General features: G+C 73.0%; 14 protein-coding genes. 7 read left to right on the top strand and 7 right to left on the bottom strand.

Going from position 1 to position 15,499, the window contains the following annotated elements; genetic code table 11:
• Positions 1-205: 205 nt before the first annotated feature.
• A complete protein-coding gene (locus tag K7C98_RS35520; protein ID WP_224196309.1) occupies positions 206-2,269 on the top strand; it encodes a cation:proton antiporter in 2,064 nt (687 codons plus the stop codon).
• A 9-nt stretch (positions 2,270-2,278) separates the two neighbouring features.
• Here K7C98_RS35520 and K7C98_RS45200 read toward each other — a convergent pair whose 3' ends face one another.
• Positions 2,279-4,231 (bottom strand): IgGFc-binding protein, encoded by a 1,953-nt coding sequence (locus K7C98_RS45200; protein WP_224196308.1) that lies wholly within the window; start codon positions 4,229-4,231, stop codon positions 2,279-2,281.
• Between the two features lie 142 nt (positions 4,232-4,373).
• Between K7C98_RS45200 and K7C98_RS35510 the strand changes: the two genes are divergently transcribed.
• The 4 genes from K7C98_RS35510 to K7C98_RS35495 are packed head-to-tail and all read left to right on the top strand — an operon-like array spanning position 4,374 to position 8,113.
• Positions 4,374-5,447, top strand: a complete 1,074-nt coding sequence (locus K7C98_RS35510; RefSeq protein WP_224196307.1) for a hypothetical protein — start codon at positions 4,374-4,376, stop codon at positions 5,445-5,447.
• Positions 5,444-6,043, top strand: a complete 600-nt coding sequence (locus tag K7C98_RS35505) for an RNA polymerase sigma factor (RefSeq protein ID WP_224196306.1) — start codon at positions 5,444-5,446, stop codon at positions 6,041-6,043. The genes K7C98_RS35510 and K7C98_RS35505 overlap by 4 nt, the downstream gene beginning before the upstream one ends.
• Positions 6,027-6,782 (top strand): hypothetical protein, encoded by a 756-nt coding sequence (locus K7C98_RS35500; protein WP_224196305.1) that lies wholly within the window; start codon positions 6,027-6,029, stop codon positions 6,780-6,782. Before K7C98_RS35505 ends, K7C98_RS35500 begins: the two co-directional genes overlap by 17 nt.
• A gap of 8 nt (positions 6,783-6,790) precedes the next feature.
• Positions 6,791-8,113 (top strand): hypothetical protein, encoded by a 1,323-nt coding sequence (locus K7C98_RS35495; protein WP_224196304.1) that lies wholly within the window; start codon positions 6,791-6,793, stop codon positions 8,111-8,113.
• Between the two features lie 7 nt (positions 8,114-8,120).
• On the opposite strand, the gene K7C98_RS35490 is transcribed toward K7C98_RS35495, so the two are convergent.
• The 5 genes from K7C98_RS35490 to K7C98_RS35470 all read right to left on the bottom strand — a co-directional run bounded on the left by K7C98_RS35490 (position 8,121) and on the right by K7C98_RS35470 (position 12,363).
• Positions 8,121-9,236 (bottom strand): hypothetical protein, encoded by a 1,116-nt coding sequence (locus K7C98_RS35490; protein WP_224196303.1) that lies wholly within the window; start codon positions 9,234-9,236, stop codon positions 8,121-8,123.
• Entirely contained in the window at positions 9,233-10,219 is a 987-nt protein-coding gene (locus tag K7C98_RS35485; protein ID WP_224196302.1) for a PDC sensor domain-containing protein, read from the bottom strand. The genes K7C98_RS35490 and K7C98_RS35485 overlap by 4 nt, the downstream gene beginning before the upstream one ends.
• A 163-nt stretch (positions 10,220-10,382) precedes the next feature.
• The gene (locus K7C98_RS35480) at positions 10,383-11,237 is read right to left on the bottom strand and encodes a nucleoside phosphorylase (protein ID WP_224196301.1); all 855 of its coding nucleotides are present in this window, start codon (positions 11,235-11,237) and stop codon (positions 10,383-10,385) included.
• Positions 11,234-11,947 (bottom strand): deoxyribose-phosphate aldolase, encoded by a 714-nt coding sequence (gene deoC / locus K7C98_RS35475; protein ID WP_224196300.1) that lies wholly within the window; start codon positions 11,945-11,947, stop codon positions 11,234-11,236. The genes K7C98_RS35480 and deoC overlap by 4 nt, the downstream gene beginning before the upstream one ends.
• A gap of 5 nt (positions 11,948-11,952) precedes the next feature.
• A complete protein-coding gene (locus K7C98_RS35470) occupies positions 11,953-12,363 on the bottom strand; it encodes a hypothetical protein (RefSeq protein WP_224196299.1) in 411 nt (136 codons plus the stop codon).
• A 120-nt stretch (positions 12,364-12,483) separates the two neighbouring features.
• Here K7C98_RS35470 and K7C98_RS35465 point away from each other — a divergent pair, with 120 nt between their 5' ends.
• Positions 12,484-12,888, top strand: coding sequence for a hypothetical protein (locus K7C98_RS35465; protein WP_224196298.1), 405 nt, complete (start codon positions 12,484-12,486; stop codon positions 12,886-12,888).
• A gap of 86 nt (positions 12,889-12,974) precedes the next feature.
• On the opposite strand, the gene K7C98_RS35460 is transcribed toward K7C98_RS35465, so the two are convergent.
• Positions 12,975-13,910 (bottom strand): hypothetical protein, encoded by a 936-nt coding sequence (locus tag K7C98_RS35460; RefSeq protein ID WP_224196297.1) that lies wholly within the window; start codon positions 13,908-13,910, stop codon positions 12,975-12,977.
• Between the two features lie 208 nt (positions 13,911-14,118).
• On the opposite strand from K7C98_RS35460, the gene K7C98_RS35455 reads away from it, so the two are divergent.
• Positions 14,119-15,489, top strand: a complete 1,371-nt coding sequence (locus K7C98_RS35455) for a hypothetical protein (RefSeq protein WP_224196296.1) — start codon at positions 14,119-14,121, stop codon at positions 15,487-15,489.
• Positions 15,490-15,499: the final 10 nt, after the last annotated feature.

The raw sequence follows: 15,499 nt of genomic DNA, 5'->3' as shown, positions 1-15,499 counted from the left end.
CGGCGGACTCGACGGCCGTCGACGACACCTCGATCCACGGCTCGCTACGCGGAGGATGCCCGCGCGAGCGGCATCCGCCGCCTGCGCGCCCGTCCGTCCGTCTCGCCCGCGGCGGCGATCGTTCGCCGTCATCGCCTGCTCCGCGGCGATGCGGCGCGCTCGCCGGGCCGCGCCGCCCCGCGGCGCTATACCTCGGCGTTTCGGCATGCCAGGCGACGTCGTCCATTACATACAGGATCTGAGCGTCATCCTGGTGACGGCGACGGTCACGAGCATGATCTCGCAGCGGCTCAACCAGCCGCCGGTCCTCGGCTACGTGCTCGCGGGCGTGCTGATCGGCCCCTACGTCCCCGGCATCGACGTCGGCGGCGACAGCAACCAGCTCACCCATGACCTCTCGGAGTTCGGGGTCATCATGCTGATGTTCACCATCGGCCTCGAGTTCAACCTGCGGAAGATCGCCCGCATCGGCCCCGCCGCCGGGCTCACCGCGCTGTTCGAGGTCGCGCTGATGATGACGCTCGGCTTCGGCGGCGCGCGCCTGTTCGGCTGGGACCGATTCCAGAGCCTGTTCGTCGCCGCGTGCATCGCCAGCTCCTCGACCATGATCGCCGCCAAGGCCTTCGAGGAGCACAACCAGCGCGCCGGCTTCGTCGACCTCGCGTTCGCCATCCTCGTCTTCGACGACATGCTGACGATCCTCGTGTTCGCGCTGCTCACCGCGGTCGCCAGCGGCAGCGGGTTGTCGGCCGGCGACTTCGCCCTGTCGGTCGGCCAGCTGATCGGCTTCTTGCTCGCGCTGCTCGCCCTCGGCCTCGCCGTCGTCCCGCGCTTCATCCGCCGCGCCGCCGCGCACGAGCGCCCGGAGACGGTGCTCATCGCCAGCATGGCCGTCTGCTTCGTCATGACCTCGCTCGCGGCCGCGGCCGGCTACTCGATCGCGCTCGGGGCCTTCATGGCCGGGATGCTGGTCTCGGAGTCGGGCGAGGGCACGAAGATCGAGCCGCACGTGCAGCCGCTGCGCAACATCTTCGGCTCGGTGTTCTTCGTCTCGGTCGGCATGCAGTCCGACCCGCTCGAGATCGTCACCCGCTGGCCGCTGGTGCTCGCGCTCACCGGGGTCGTCATCGTCGGCAAGGTCGTCGGCGTCACCACCGGCGCCTTCCTCACCGGCAACGGCCTGGTCAACGCAGTGCGCGCCGGCCTCGGCTGCGCGCAGAACGGCGAGTTCTCGTTCATCATCGTCGCCTTCGCCATCGCCGCCGGGATCCTCGAGCCCGACATGTTCCCGGTGATCGTCGGCGTGTCGCTGCTGACGCAGATCAGCACCCCGCTGCTGGTGCGCCGCTCGGAGGCGCTGGCCGACGCGCTGCAGCGGCACCTGCCCGGCCGGCTGCAGACCTTCGTCGACTTCTACGAGTCGTGGATCGAGCGGCTGCGCACCGCGCCGCGCGCGGTCACGGTGTGGAGCCGCGTGCGCAAGTCGGTGATCCTGCTGGTCGTCGACGCCGCGCTGCTGGTCGCCACCGCCGCGGGCGCGTACGTGATCCACTGGAACGTCGTCGAGTTCTTCGCCGGCCGCTTCCTGCTCCCGCCCTCGCTGGTCGAGATCCTGTGGATCGCGCTCACCCTCGTGATCGTCGCGCTGTTCTTCCTCGGCGTGCTGCGCCACCTGCGGGCCACCGCGCGCACGCTGGCGCGCATCGTCGTGCCCGTGCACGCCGACGACGGCCCCGACCTCGGGGCCGCGCCGCGGAGCGCCCTCACCGTCGCCCTCGAGGTCGCCCTCGCCCTCGCCGTCAGCGGCCCGCTGGTCGCCATCGTCCAGCCCTTCGTGCCGCTGAGCTCGATCCTCGTGGTCCTCGCCGTCGTCGCCGCCGTGCTCCTCTACGACGGCTGGCGCAGCCTCGCCAACCTCCAGGGCCACGTGCGCGCCGGCACCGAGCTCATCGTCGCCATGCTGGCCAAGCAGAGCCACGAGGGCAGCGGCGCCCACCCGCCGCTGCCGGCCATGCACGAGCTCCTGCCCGGCTTCCCCGACCTCGCGCCGCTGCGCCTCGACGCCGACGACTTCGCCGTCGGTCGCACGCTCGCCGACCTGCAGCTGCGCCAGCGCTGCGGCGCGACGGTGATGGCGGTCCGCCGCCAATCGACGTCGGACACCTCGCCCGCGCCGCACGCCCCGCTCGCCAGCGGCGACGTGCTCGCGCTCGCCGGCACGCCCGAGGCCATCACCCGCGCGCGCGAGATCCTCGAGCGCGGGTCATGACGGCACGAGTCACTGCGGGATGATCTCCACGTCGTTGATCGCCTTGAGCGCCGCGCCGGCCGGGTACGCGTAGGACACGAACTCGGTCGAGAAGCCGACGGTGTCCGGCGAGCCCCAGCCCCACACCGTCACGCCGAACGGGTTGGGGCTCGAGATCTCGTGGCGGCCGTTGGAGCAGTTGCCGACGTTCTGGAAGTCGCCGGTGACGAGGTCGACGCGCGTGAACTGATAGTCGTCGGTGAGCGACTGCCAGCCGCCGAGCGGGCCGGCGCAGCTCAGGTTGACGTCGGCGAACGCGCCGTTCTTCTGCGTGCGCACGACCACGAGGTTGGTCTCGGAGTAGGTCGGGTCGGTGAAGAACACGTACCTCTCGAGGTACTGGGCCGCCGGCACGACGTTGACCCACTCCGGGTCGCCGATGCCGCCGAACGGGTCGCCGCTGGTCATGTACGCCGCCAGGTAGAACGGGTGGTCGATGTCCTGGCTGTGCACCGTGAAGCCGCCGTTCGAGTTGAACTCGGCGACCTCGCCGAGCGCCAGCGTGTCGGGCGCGCCGGCCGGCTTGAGCGGCGTCCACGTCAGCTGCGTGCCGTCGACCATGCCGACCACGCGCCACGGCGGCGACTCCTCCTGGTTCGTGCGGTTGCGGTAGCGGACCGCCACGTACTCGTTGCCGAGCGCCTTGACCGGTGGGATCTGCTGGTGCGCCCCGTCGCACGGGTATTTGTCGACCGGCACGTTCAGGCAGCTCGCCCCGCCGAACAGGCCGACGCGCTTGTTGGCCGCCAGCGGCGAGCCGGTCAGCTCTTGCGGCTGCTGGATCTGGATCGTCTCCCCGCGCTTCAGCGTGTACACGATCGGCACCCCGGCCGGCCCGCCCTGGACCGCGTTGCCGCCGACCACCGCGACCTTCGGGTCGAGCGTGACCTCGGTGCCGTCCTCGTCGGCGACGATCACCGTCAGCGGGTTGGCTTCGGGCACGTCCAGGCTCTTGCGGTAGGCGTTGACGGCGATGTAGTTGGTGTCCCAGACGCTGGTCGGCAGCAGCAGCGTCGCCGACGTCGCCGCCACCGAGCCGCCGCCGTACGGCAGCATCTGGTAGGCGGCGACCGGCCGGTCCGTGGTGATGTTGAAGCCGCGGCCGCGGCCCGTCCCGACCACCTGGGTCTCGATCCCCACGCCGACCGGCGCCGGGCAGTCCGGGAAGAATCCTGGCCCCCGGGACAGGAACAGGATCGCCACCTCGCCGGCCGGCAGACCGGCGTCGACGTCGTAGGGGCCGTAGACGATGTCCTTGCCCTGGCCCTGGGGGATCCGCGCGAAGTTGGCGACGGGCAGCATCTGCCCGTTGAACTCCACGTTGATGTGGACCGGCTCGTCCCCGGTGTTGGCGACGAACGCGGCGAAGCAGGCGCCGACGACATCGGGGATCAGCTCGGTCTTGACCGACCAGAAGTTGCAGCCCTCGCTGCCCTTCAGCAGCTCCGCAGCCTCGCACGGCGTCAGCGGCGTACACGCCCCGTCGACGCAGTAGTTGCCCGGCGCGCACGCCTCGACCGGCGCCCCCAGGCACGTGACCGACTGCAGGTCGTCCGAGCACCCGAGCGGGGCGCCGCACGACGGGCCGGTCGTGTCGGTGGTCGCGTCGGTGCCGACCATCATCGTCGTCGCCGTCTCGGTCGACGGGCCGGTGTCCGTGTCGGTCACGTGGCTCGTCGCGCTGGTCTCGGTATCGGTGGCCGCGGTCGTGCTCTGCGTGCCGCCCATCGTGCTACCGCCCTCGGTCGGCACGACGTCGGTCGAGGTGCCGGCGGTCTCGCTCGTCTGCGAGGTGGGCGTCGTCGTCGTCGCCGTCGACGGCGTGGTCGCCGTCGCGCCGGCCCCGTCGTCGCCGCAGCCCGGCGGCAGCAACGACAGCGCGACACATACACCCGAAATACGCAGCGAATCAGGAACCGACACCCCCACACAGTAGGAAACCGCCGCCCCGCTGTCGACGGCCGGCCTGTCTCTTCGGACAGATCTCTCGCGCGCGTCATCCGGACGACTGCCCGCCGCGAGCCCGGCGTGCAGACCCCCGCGAGACCCGATACTCTCCCCCGCGGTGTTCGTCCCCGTCCTCGTCCTCGGTCTCGCGGCCGCGCTCGCCCCCGCGGACGTCGACCTCGAGTGGGTCGCCCCGGCCGACTGCCCGCCGCGGGACGCCGTCGCGGCCGCGGCCGCGCGGCTCGTCAGTCGCCCCGCCGGCGCCGGTCCGGCGGAGGAGCGGGTCCGCGCCCGCGCCGTCGTCACCCGCGAGCCCCGCGGCCTCCGCCTCGACCTCGAGCTGCACAGCGACGCCGGCCTCGACCGCCGGACCCTGCGCGCGCGCGGCTGCCAGGTGCTCGCCGACGCCACCGCCGAGATCCTCGCCACCGCCGCCGACCCGACCCTGGCCCGCGCCGGGGTCCCGCCCGCGCTCCCGCCCGAGTCCGATGGGACATGGCCTGAAGATCCTGCTCTTCAGGACATGACTCAAAGTACACTCTCGCCCGCGCCCGCCGTCGCCCGGGCTCCCGCCGTCGCGCCCGCGCTGCCGGCCGACCCGCTCGACCCGCCCGTCGCGCCCGCGCTGCCGGCCGACCCGCTCGATCCGCCCGCGCCCGCGCCTGCGCCCCCCGATCGCCCGCGCGCCTCGCTGCGCCTCGCCGGCGTGTTCGACCAGGGCAGCCTGCCCGGCCCGACCGGCGGCCTCGCGCTCGCTCTCGGCGTCATGCGCCGGGCCTTCCGCGTCGAGCTCGGGTTCGCCGGCTACGTCCCGCGCGACGCTCGTCCCGACCCGCAGCGGCCGCCCGGCGCGCGCATGTCCTTGTGGACAGCTTCGATCCGCGCCTGCGGCGTCGCCGGCCTGCGCCCGCGCCTCGAGCTGGCCGCGTGCGGCGGCCTCGAGGCCGGGGCCCTGCTCGGCGCCGCCTTCGGCACCGGCGCCGCGCGCACGCGCGCACAGCCGTGGCTGGCCGCGGTCGTCGGGCCCGAGCTGGCCGTCCCGGTGGCCCGGCGGGTCGCGGTCACTCTCGGCGTCGACGCCGTGGTCGCGCTGGTGCGCCCGCTGTTCGTCCTCGACGGCGTCGGACCGGTGTTTCGCGCCCACCCCGCCGCCTTCCGCGCCGTGCTCGGCGTGCAGCTGCGAATTCCATGACGGACCCGGAGCGCGGCGGCCAATCCCCGCTCGAGATGCCTCCGCTCGCCGCGCGGTCCGGTCCTTCGGGGGTCGCCCCCGAGTTCGCCGTCGTCTTCCGCGAACACCACGACTTCGTGTGGCGGATGCTGCGCTACTTCGGCGTCCCGGCCGAGGCCGTCGACGACAAGGTCCAGGACGTCTTCCTCGTCGTCTACCGCCGCTGGGACGACTTCGACCGCGCCGGCTCGATGCGCAGCTGGCTGTACGGGATCGCCCGCCGCGTCGCCGCCGACCTGCGCCGCGGCACCGCCCGCGCCGAGAGACGGCTGCGCGCCGTCCCCGACCCGCCGCCCGCCGTCGAGCCCGACCAGGCGCTCGCGCAGGCCGAGGCGGCCGCGTTCGTCGAGCGCTTCCTCGCCACCCTCGATGAGGACAAGCGCGAGGTCTTCATGCTGGCGGAGATCGAGTTCCTCACCGCGCCCGAGATCGCCGCGGCCACGGGCGTCAACACCAACACCGTCTACTCGCGACTGCGAGCCGCGCGGGCCCTGTTCGACCGCGCCGTGCGACGCTTCGCCCCCGAACTGCGGAGGACCCATGGCCAGCCCCGATGACGACCCGCGCGATCTTCTGCTCGCCTATCGCGCGCAGCACGGCCCGCCCCCGCGCGCCGCGGCCGACAACTGGCAACGGCTGGTCCGCCGCATCGACGCCGGCGAGCCCGCGCCCGCGCTCGCGTTCGCCGAGCCGCCCCCGCGCTCCGCGTCCCCCTCGCGCGTGTGGGCCTACGGCCTGCTCGCCGCCGCCGCCGTCGCGCTGATCACCGCCCGCTTCGTCTGGCCCGAGCGCTTCTCGACCCGCGGGCGCGACGCCGCCGCCGCCGCGCCCTACCTCCACGAGCCCGACGCGCGCGAGCAGCCGGTGCAGGCCCCCGCGCCGCGCCCCTCGCTGATCCCGGCGCCACCTGTCCCTGCGGACATCCCACCGGCGGCGCCGGCCGCCCAGCCGGCGCCGCCGCGATCTGCACCTTCAGTCATGCCCGAAAGACCAGGGGACGAGGCCGACCTCGCGCGCGAGCTCGCCACGGTGCGCGCCGCCGGCCAGGCCGTGCGCGACGGCGACGGCGTCGCCGCGCTGCGCCACGCCGACGCTTACCTCGTCGCGCACCCGCGCGGGTCCCTGGTGCCCGAGGCGCGCCTGCGGCGGATCGAGGCCCTGTGCCTGCTCGCGCGCCCGAGCGACGCGCGCCGCGAGGTCGACGCCTTCCTCGTCGACTACCCACATTCCCCCCTGCGCGAGCGAGCGAGGGCGGCCTGCAATTCGTCGCACGAGATCGGCGAGCCGCGGCCATAGCCCGATCGATGACACGCCTACCCCTCACCCTCTCTTTGCTCGTCCCGCTGGTCGCCGCCTGCGAGCTCAAGGGCATCAGCCTCACCGGCGACGACACCGGGAACGACCCCCCCGGCACCTCCGGCGATCCGACCGGCGACTCGACCGGCGACCCGCCCGGTCTGACCACCACCGCAGATCCCACCGACTCGACGACCGGCGAGCCGGAGCCGCCGGTGACCGCCGTCGACGTCCTGTTCGTCATCGACAACTCCGGCAGCATGGCCAATCACCAGAGCCGCCTGGTCGCCAGCATCCCTTCCTTCCTCGAGGGTCTGGACGGCCTCGACCTGCGGATCGCCGTCACCACCACCGACGCCGCCAACCCGCGCTGCCCGGCCGCGCAGACCACCCCCGAGGGCGGCAAGTTCGTCATGCGCAGCTGCCACGCGGCCGTCGCCCTCGGCGACTTCACCTTCAACATGCAGGACTACTCGGAGGCGTGCACCGATCATTGCACGATCGATCCCGCGGACTTCATCGTCGCGCCGACCGCCACCGCCGACGACCCCGACCCCAAGCCGCGCAACTGGCTCGAGCGCACGAACGGGCAGCTCAACGTCGCCGCCGGCCTCGCCGACGCGCTGGCCTGCACGCTGCCGCAGGGCGTGTCCGGCTGCGGCTTCGAGTCGCCGCTCGAGAGCATGTACCTCGCGCTGGCTCAGACCGCATTGCCCGGGAGCCCCACCAACTACGGCTTCCTCCGCCCCGAGGCCGACCTGCGGATCGTCTTCATCACCGACGAGATGGACTGCAGCTACGTCCCCGAGTTCTCGGAGATCTTCACCACCAACAAGACCTTCTGGGAGGACCCGGACCGTCCCGACGCGACCAGCGCCGTGTGCTTCAACGCCGGCGTCACCTGCACCGGCGGCCCGGGGACCTACACCGAGTGCCACGCGACCAATCACGACGTCACCGGCGCGATCACCGGCGACCCGAGCGAGGCCGTGCTGCAGCCGCTGTCGAAGTACGTGCAGTTCCTGCAGGGCATCCAGGCCAGCAAGACCGGCGGCGCGACCGTGCGCGTCATCGGCCTGGCCGGCGTGCCGCAGGACTTCGAGACCGGCGAGGTCCCGCTCGTCTACGCCGACCACCCCAACGCCGAGGAGCAGGACCTGTTCGGCATCGGCCCCGGCTGCACCGCCCCCGATCCGCTGGTTTCCAGCGACCTCGCGGCCTACCCGCCGGCGCGCCTGCTGGAGTTCGCCCAGCCGTTCGACGGCCAGTTCTTCTCGATCTGCGACGACGACTTCGACGCGGCGATGAAGGTCGCCGGCTTCAAGCCGTGACCATCTCTCAGTAGAACACGCGGACCGTGACCGCGAAGAACAGCGCGAAGCTGAGCGGCCAGTACAGCACCTTCGGCAGCAGCACGTCGCCGTAGGCGATGAACCGCGAGTGCGGCCCCGGCGTCGCGGTGATGAACACCACCACCGAGACGGCGAGGATCATGAAGTAGGCGACGAAGTAGAAGTACTCGATGTAGAGGATCTGCGGCGTCGCCACCTCCTGGCGGATCTGCAGGTGCCCGACCAGCGCGACGAACAGCAGCGCCGCGCTGGTCGCGTAGGCCGCCGAGCTGGTGAAGCCGTGGCGCTCGGCCTTGTCCTTGTCGAGGCTGGCCGTCATCAGCACGCCGAACAGCAGCATGGCGACGATCATCAGCGGCAGCAGGTTCGAGACGAACGCGTCGGTGAAGTTACGCGTCAGCCGGACCTCGAAGCCGAGCTCCGGGACCTCGCCCTCGGCCGCGAACCCGGGCAGGCCGAAGCCGGTCCGCCGCTCCGTCGTCGCCAGCGAGAACTCGCTCGACTCGACCGTCCAGCCCGGCACCTGAAGCCTGTCCCTCAGGCCAGGTCGGAGCGCCGGGAACATCGCGTGATAGGCCGCGAAGTGCGGCACCAGCACGACGTCCTCGGTCGGGTCGGCGTGCCACATGCGCAGGACCACCCGGCGCTCGTCGATGGGAAACTTGGCGTAGTCGACCCGGCGGTTCAGCGTGGTCCGGAAGTACCAGCCGACGACCTCCCCGCGCGGCGTGTCGACCCGCCAGGCGCGGCGCATGACGTCGTCGTCGAGCGGGACGGCGTCGGGGAACACGACCCCCCGCGACAGCCGCCGCGGCGACGACGGCGGGTAGAGCTGCCACAGGTGCCCGGTCAGGATCGTCTCGTGCGGGCCGGGGAACACGATCGCGTGCAGCTCGATGCCGGTCTCGATCCGCACCGGCGCCGGCATGCCGACCCGGCCGCTGCGGCGCGCGCTCTCGGCGACGAAGCGATCGACCGCGTCGACGTCGATCACCGGGGTCGCGCGCGACGGGTCGATGCCCGCGAGCTCGAGCCGCCACACGAACAGCACGCCGGCCGCGAACGGCACGGTGGCCGCGAACGACAGCCGCCACGGCTTCATCGCCGTCCTCCCAGCAGGACCGCGCTCACGGCGGTGAACGTCGCCAGCACCGCGGCCGCGATCTCGATCTGCAGCCGCCGCAGCGACGGCTCGGCCGCGAGGACATCGTCGCGCAGGATCACCGCGACCAGCGATCCCCCCGACGCCGCGATCGGCTCCTGGATCATCTCGGCGCGCCGCCCCGTCAGCGGATCGTCGGCGAGCAGCGTGCCCGCCGCGCCGGCCGCGATCCTCGCGCTCAGCTCGGCGAGCCGCCCGTCGCCGGTCTCCTCCGCCAGCTGCTCGGGCGTCTTCGCGGCGCGCACCCAGTCGACCTTCGGATGCGCCAGCGACCGCCCCTCGTGCGACAGCACCCACGAGTAGCCGAAGCGGCCCGACGGCAACGACTGCCGCTGCGCCTCGACGTCGTGCAGCGACAGGCTGGCGCACACGTGCCCGCGCGCGCTTCGCCGGGCGGGCGGCGACCACGGCTCGCAGTAGAGCGCGATGAAGTGCCCGGAGAAGGGGCCGCGGAACGGCCCGAGCCAGCCGGGCTCGGGGTGCGCGGCCACGGCCTGGAACCAGTCGGTGCGGCGCACGTCGTCGGCCCCGCGATCGAGGCGCACCGTCACGCGCCCGCGCTCGCGGCGGATGTTGGCCGGCATCAGCACCGCCCCGTCCGACGCCGCGAAGGCGACCACGAGCCCGAACACCTGCGGCTGCTCCGCGACCTCCTGGGCGAGCCGGCGCTCGACGCCCGCCAGCGACAGCCGCCCCGCGTCGAGGTCGGCCGCCACGGCCCGCACCACCCCCATGCACTCTCGGTGCTGCCGGTCGAGCTCCGCCGCGGCCGCGCGCGTGGCCGCCAGCACGTCGTCGTGGACGGCCTGCAGCAGCGACGCGCGCCCCCGCAGCAGCGCGCGGGCCTGCAGCGCCACGATCGTGAGGCCGATCAGCAGCAACAGCTCGGCCGTGAAGACGCTCCTGGGGTGGCCAGGCGACATCCGGCCAAGCCTACGATCGCGCGCGGCGTCGACCCCGCCAGGACGTCGATCGCCTCACCTCGGGTCGGCGAGCCGAGAAACGAACGCGTCGATCGCCGGCCCGCGATCGTGTGCGCGGGCCTCGGCCGTGCCGCGCCCGCACCGCCTGCGCCGCGGCGCGGCCTCAGCGCGTCGGCTCCGCCAGCTCGAGGCCCGGGTGCCAGATCGGCCGCGAACCGCGGGCCCGCTCCATCGCGTCGAGCAGGTGCAGCGCCCCGAGGCCGGTCGTCACACATGCCTTTTCGGCCATGTCCTTTTGCGCAGGCGAGATGAACACGTCGTCGCCGCGGGTGGCATAGACCGCGCACACCGCCCCGGCCACGAACCCGCGCAGGGTCGCCAGCGTCAGCAGGCACGACGTCTCCATCTCGAGGTTCTTGACGCCCTGCCGCGCCAGGCGCTCGACGATGTCGGGCTCGCGCGGCGCGAAGCCGGCCACCGCGCGGCCCTGGCCGGCGTAGAAGCTCGGGGACGTGGCCGTGACGCCGACGTGGTAGCGCTGGCCGCTCGCGTCGGCGGCGGCCGCGAGGGCCATCACCGCCTGCGGGTCGGCGACCGCGGGGTAGCCGTCGTCGACGTAGAAGCGGGTGGTGTTCTCGAGCCGCAGCGACGCCTGCGAGATGACCAGGTCGCCGAGCGCCATGCCCGGCTGGAGCGCCCCGGTGCTGCCGCAGCGGATCATCACCGGCCGCTCGACGCACTGCGTCAGCTCGACGATGGCGATCTCGGTGCTGGCCGCGCCCATGCCGGTGCCCATCACGCTGACGCGCAGGCCCTGGTGGCGGCCGGTGATCGTGACGTACTCGCGGTTGGTCCGCTCGAGCTCGATCGACTCGAAGGTGCCGGCGACCCGGCGCGCGCGCTCGGGGTCGCCGACGAGGATGATGTGGCGGGCCACCTCGCCCGGCTTGAGGGCGATGTGATACTGGCGGCCCTCGGCGTCGCGGACGACCGTGGCGGACTCGTAGCCTTGCGTCATGTGCCTTCCTGATCTGCCCGATCGACCCTGTCGATGGGGACATCTTCGTCCCAGCCGGCGACGATCGCCACCGAGGCGCTGGCGCCGAGCCGCGAGGCGCCGGCGGCCAGCATGGCCCGGGCGGTCGCCGCGTCGGCGATCCCGCCGCTGGCCTTGACCCCGAAGCCCGGCCCGACCGCCGCGCGCATCCGCTGGACCGCCGCGACCGTCGCTCCCCCCGGGCCGAAGCCGGTCGAGGTCTTCACGTACTGCGCCCCTGCGGCCACGCTGAGGCGGCAGGCCGCGTCGATCTCCTCCGGGGTCAGGAGCGCCGTCTCGAGGATCACCTTCGTCAGGTGCGTCCCCGCCCCGGCAGCGACCACGCCGCGGATGTCCGCGAGGACAGCCGCCTCGTCGCCGTCGCGCAGGGGCCCGAGCGCGATCACCATGTCGAGCTCGTCGGCCCCGTCGGCCAGCGCCTGCGCCGCCTCGGCGGCCTTGATCGCCGGCGTGTTGGCGCCGAGCGGGAAGCCGATCACCGTGCACACGCGCGTGCTCGCGGCCAGCGCCGTCAGCGTGCGCCGGGCCAGCGCGACCCGGCACGGCTGCACGCACACGCTGAAGAACCCGTGCTCGTGGGCCTCACGGCACAGCACCTCGATCTGCGCCGCCGTCGCGGTCGCGCGCAGCAGGGTGTGATCGATCGCGGCTGCGAGCGCGGCGCGGCGCATGGCGCTCAGGTCTGGCACTCCGTGAGCTCTTGCTGGACGTCGGCCGGGAAAGCCGGGCAGTCCTCGACCTCGTCGGCGTAGTCGGTCAGGCACGCCAGGCGGGCGAGGTCGCTGCAGGTCTTGCTGGTGAGGCAGTTGGCGAAGCGGTTGTTGGCGCCGGTGCGGCACACGAGGTGCGGCTCGTAGTCGCCTTCGATGTTCTTGAACAGCGCCTCGACGCAGGCCTGCTCCGCGGCGGTCGGCGGCGCCTCGGCGCGGCACTCCTCCTCGGAGGAGTAGCCGATGTGCCCGCAGGGGCAGTCGGCCACCGCGGCGGCGACGGCGGACTGATTGAAGTCGTCGATTTCCGGACCGATGCCGCAGCCGGTGGCGACGGCGACGAACACGGACGAGAGGGACATCGAGAGGCGCTTCATGGGCAGACTGCTCCTGACGGCCGAGACGGCCGGCGCGCGGACGATAACAGCAGCGACCGTCAGCGACAACCTTGTTCCCCCCCCGCTCATCGGCGCGAGCGCCTGGTACATTGCGCGCGCGTGACGATCGGCCGCTGGTTCTGGTCCTTCGCCTTCACCCAGCTGGTGGAGGTGCCGATCTATCTGCGCGCGCTCAGCGGGCCCGACCGCACGGTGGTGCTCCGCTGGCCTCAGCGGGTGGGGCTTGCTTTCCTCGCCTCGGCGCTCACGCACCCCTACGTGTGGTTCGTGTTCTTCGCGGTGTTCTACTCGCGCGCCTACGAGGACCTCGGCTATCGCTGGCCCGCCCTCGTCGACCACCGCTACACCATCTATTTCTTCGCCGCCGAGAGCTTCGCCGTCGGCGTCGAGGCCCTGCTGCTGCGCAGCTGCGGCCTGCAGCGCGCGTTCTTGTGGGCGCTGCTGGCCAACGCCAGCAGCGCCGGCCTCGGCTTCGTCAGCCGCCACTACATCGGCTTCCCCTGATCGCCTGGCCCCGATGACATGTCAAAGGGGACAGGCCCTTTCGAACCTGTCCCCTCACCCATGTCCCTATCGACATTCCCTTTGCGTCAGTAGCGGCGGGCCGGCGGAGGCGGCGCGTACTGGTTGTGGCGCTCTCCGGTGGCCGGGAACGGCCGCGGGTCGTGCGGCGGCGGCGGCGCGAAGTACGGGTCGACGATCACCCCGCGCGCGCGCAGGTTCTCGGCGCTGTCGTAGTAGACCGTCATCATGATGTCGGGCCGGCGCTTGTGGCGGCGCTCGAACGTCACCTCGCGCACCGAGCTGTGGGTCGTCTCGCCGTACTGCGTGCCGAGCCGCGGGCTGCGGTTGTACTCGGCGGCCGCCTCGTCCTGGGCGTAGCCGCCGGCGCGCGCGGCCGGGGCGCTCTTGCTCGCGCTCGGCGCGTCGGCCGGCGGCGGCGGGCCGCCCCCGGCGCCGCGAGCGTCGTAATCGCCGTAGTACGGCTCGTAGTACGGGCGGGTGGCGATCGGCGGCGGCGGCTGGCGCCGCAGCTTGCGCGGCTGGTGCTCCTTGAACACCGCCACGCCGATCACGCCAGTGTGCTGCGGCGTGCCCCAGCGCCCCGAGTAGCTGTTGCCGACGTCGGTGAAGCGGAACGCCGCCACGTGGTCGAGCGACTGGCGGAAGCCCTCGATCAGCACCGACCCGTAGGGCTCGAGCACGTAGCCGCGCTGGGTCTTGTAGTTGCCGAGCTGCCCGCTCACCACGTCGCGCCCGTCGACCGTCACCACCGCCTCGACGCGCTCGCCCGAGTTGTTGCGGACGCGGATGTTGTAGCGCTCGCCCATCTGCCCGGCGACGAACACCGAGCCGCCGTGCTGGTAGGTCGGCAGCGCCCCGCCGTACCCGCTCTCGATCGTCAGCGACACGTCCTGACCCCACGGCGGCGCCACCATCTGCCCGGCGTCGGTCCACGGCCGGTGCGCCTCGGCGACGCCCGGTCCGCAGGCGAACACCGCCGCGCCGAGGAGAAGGGTCGCCATCAGGCCGAAGGTCTTAGTGCTGGCTCGTCGCATGGTCGTGTGGTCTCCGCAGGCCCCGGAACGCCGCCGGGGGCACGTTGGGGCCGGTGTGCCGGCCTCGCGCCCCGAACGCCCCCTCGTGAGCGAGGCTTACAGGCGAGAGGCCCGTGAAGATCGTCACGCCTCCCGCCCCGGGGTCGCGAGCGCCCGCGCGCTACCCTTCGCAGCCGTGCCGCCCCGCCGCCTCGCCCTCGCCGTCGCGCTCGCCTTTGGCCTGTCTCTCGGGACAGCTTGCAAGGGCCGCTCGTCCGTCGCGCCCGAGCCCGGCGCCGCGCAGGTGGCCATGGGTTCGTGGCAGGAGTGGCTCACGCTGACCCCGCTGGTCGAGGCCGCCCGCTCGCACGCCGGCCCGACCACCGTCGCCGCGCTCGAGCAGGCCAGCAAGCTGCTGCAGTCGGGCAAGGCGCGCTCGGCCGACGAGGTCCTGGCCGCGCTGGCCGACAGCGACGGGCGCCACTGGATCACCGTCGCCCGCGCCGACCTCGCCGCGATCTATTTCACCACGTGCATCCGCGGCGTCGCCTGGCGGCTCGTCGACCTCGACGCGAAGACCCCGCCGACGCGCAAGAGCGACTACAGCGAGGACACCAAGCTCGGCCCCGGCGACATCGCCGTCGAGGCCATGCTGACCAACCTCGACGCCGCGCTCACCGCCAAGGAGCCGATCCTCCAGACCCAGGCGCGGATCGCCCGCGCGCGGGCGACCGCCTACGTGTCGCGCTGCCCGGCCTCGAAGGAGGTCGCCGACATGGCCCAGGGCATCCTCAAGGGCGACCTCGCCGCCCTCGCCGCCGAGAACCACCTCACCCCCGACCTCGCGTTCCTGTGGGCCGGCGTGCAGATGGGCGAGTACTCCGGCGCCGCCGCCAAGCCGTTCCTCCTGGTCGCGCGCGAGGGCGGCTACGACGAGCCGACGATCGCCACGATGCTCGCCGTCATCGCCCTCGAGCAGCGCGAGTTCGCGGCCGCCGACAAGCACGCCGCCGAGGCCGAGGTCGTCTACAAGAAGCTCGGCGACGTCCCGCAGCAGGCCCAGGCGCTGTTCATCCGCGGCGAGGTCGCGCGCAACAAGGGCGACCTCAAGGCCGCGCGCGGCTTCTACGAGGCCGCGCGCAAGCTCGACGGCGCCCACCTGCCGTCGCTGTTCGGCATGGTGCGCATGACCCTCGCCGCCGAGGGCCAGAGCGCCGCGATTCGCCTGCTCCAGTCGGCCTTCCCGACGATCCTGCTCGAGGGCCCGCTGGTGGCCGACAAGCTCGAGGCCGCGCTCGACAACCTCGAGGCCTACGTCACCCTGCCGCAGGAGAACGACCTCATCACCGTCTGCCGCGACGCCCTCCTCGTCGACGTCGAGCTCGAGAAGGACCTCATGCGCCGCGGCCTGCGCTACTTCTTCGCCGCCACCATGGACGCCCGCCTGGCGGAGTACGACCACGCGCGCTCGCACGCCGTCCTCGCCCGCGACGAGTTCGAGGCCGCCAAGCTCCCCCCGCCGATCGACATCAACGCCTTCATCGAGCGGCTCGACCGCGTGCATTGACGGGAATGCG

It is taken from the genome of Nannocystis pusilla (assembly GCF_020073745.1).
In the GTDB taxonomy this organism is placed as follows: Bacteria; Myxococcota_A; Polyangia; order Nannocystales; family Nannocystaceae; genus Nannocystis; species Nannocystis radixulma.
This window is presented reverse-complemented; position numbering and strand designations above follow the sequence as displayed.

Bases quoted from the DNA above. Each gene is read 5' to 3' on its own strand.
- K7C98_RS35480 (WP_224196301.1), bottom strand. From the start codon at position 11,237: ATGACGCAAGGCTACGAGTCCGCCACGGTCGTCCGCGACGCCGAGGGC.
- K7C98_RS35470 (WP_224196299.1), bottom strand. From the start codon at position 12,363: ATGAAGCGCCTCTCGATGTCCCTCTCGTCCGTGTTCGTCGCCGTCGCC.
- K7C98_RS35460 (WP_224196297.1), bottom strand. From the start codon at position 13,910: ATGGCGACCCTTCTCCTCGGCGCGGCGGTGTTCGCCTGCGGACCGGGC.
- K7C98_RS35495 (WP_224196304.1), top strand. From the start codon at position 6,791: ATGACACGCCTACCCCTCACCCTCTCTTTGCTCGTCCCGCTGGTCGCC.
- K7C98_RS35505 (WP_224196306.1), top strand. From the start codon at position 5,444: ATGACGGACCCGGAGCGCGGCGGCCAATCCCCGCTCGAGATGCCTCCG.
- deoC (WP_224196300.1), bottom strand. From the start codon at position 11,947: ATGCGCCGCGCCGCGCTCGCAGCCGCGATCGATCACACCCTGCTGCGC.
- K7C98_RS35520 (WP_224196309.1), top strand. From the start codon at position 206: ATGCCAGGCGACGTCGTCCATTACATACAGGATCTGAGCGTCATCCTG.
- K7C98_RS35500 (WP_224196305.1), top strand. From the start codon at position 6,027: ATGGCCAGCCCCGATGACGACCCGCGCGATCTTCTGCTCGCCTATCGC.
- K7C98_RS35485 (WP_224196302.1), bottom strand. From the start codon at position 10,219: ATGTCGCCTGGCCACCCCAGGAGCGTCTTCACGGCCGAGCTGTTGCTG.
- K7C98_RS35490 (WP_224196303.1), bottom strand. From the start codon at position 9,236: ATGAAGCCGTGGCGGCTGTCGTTCGCGGCCACCGTGCCGTTCGCGGCC.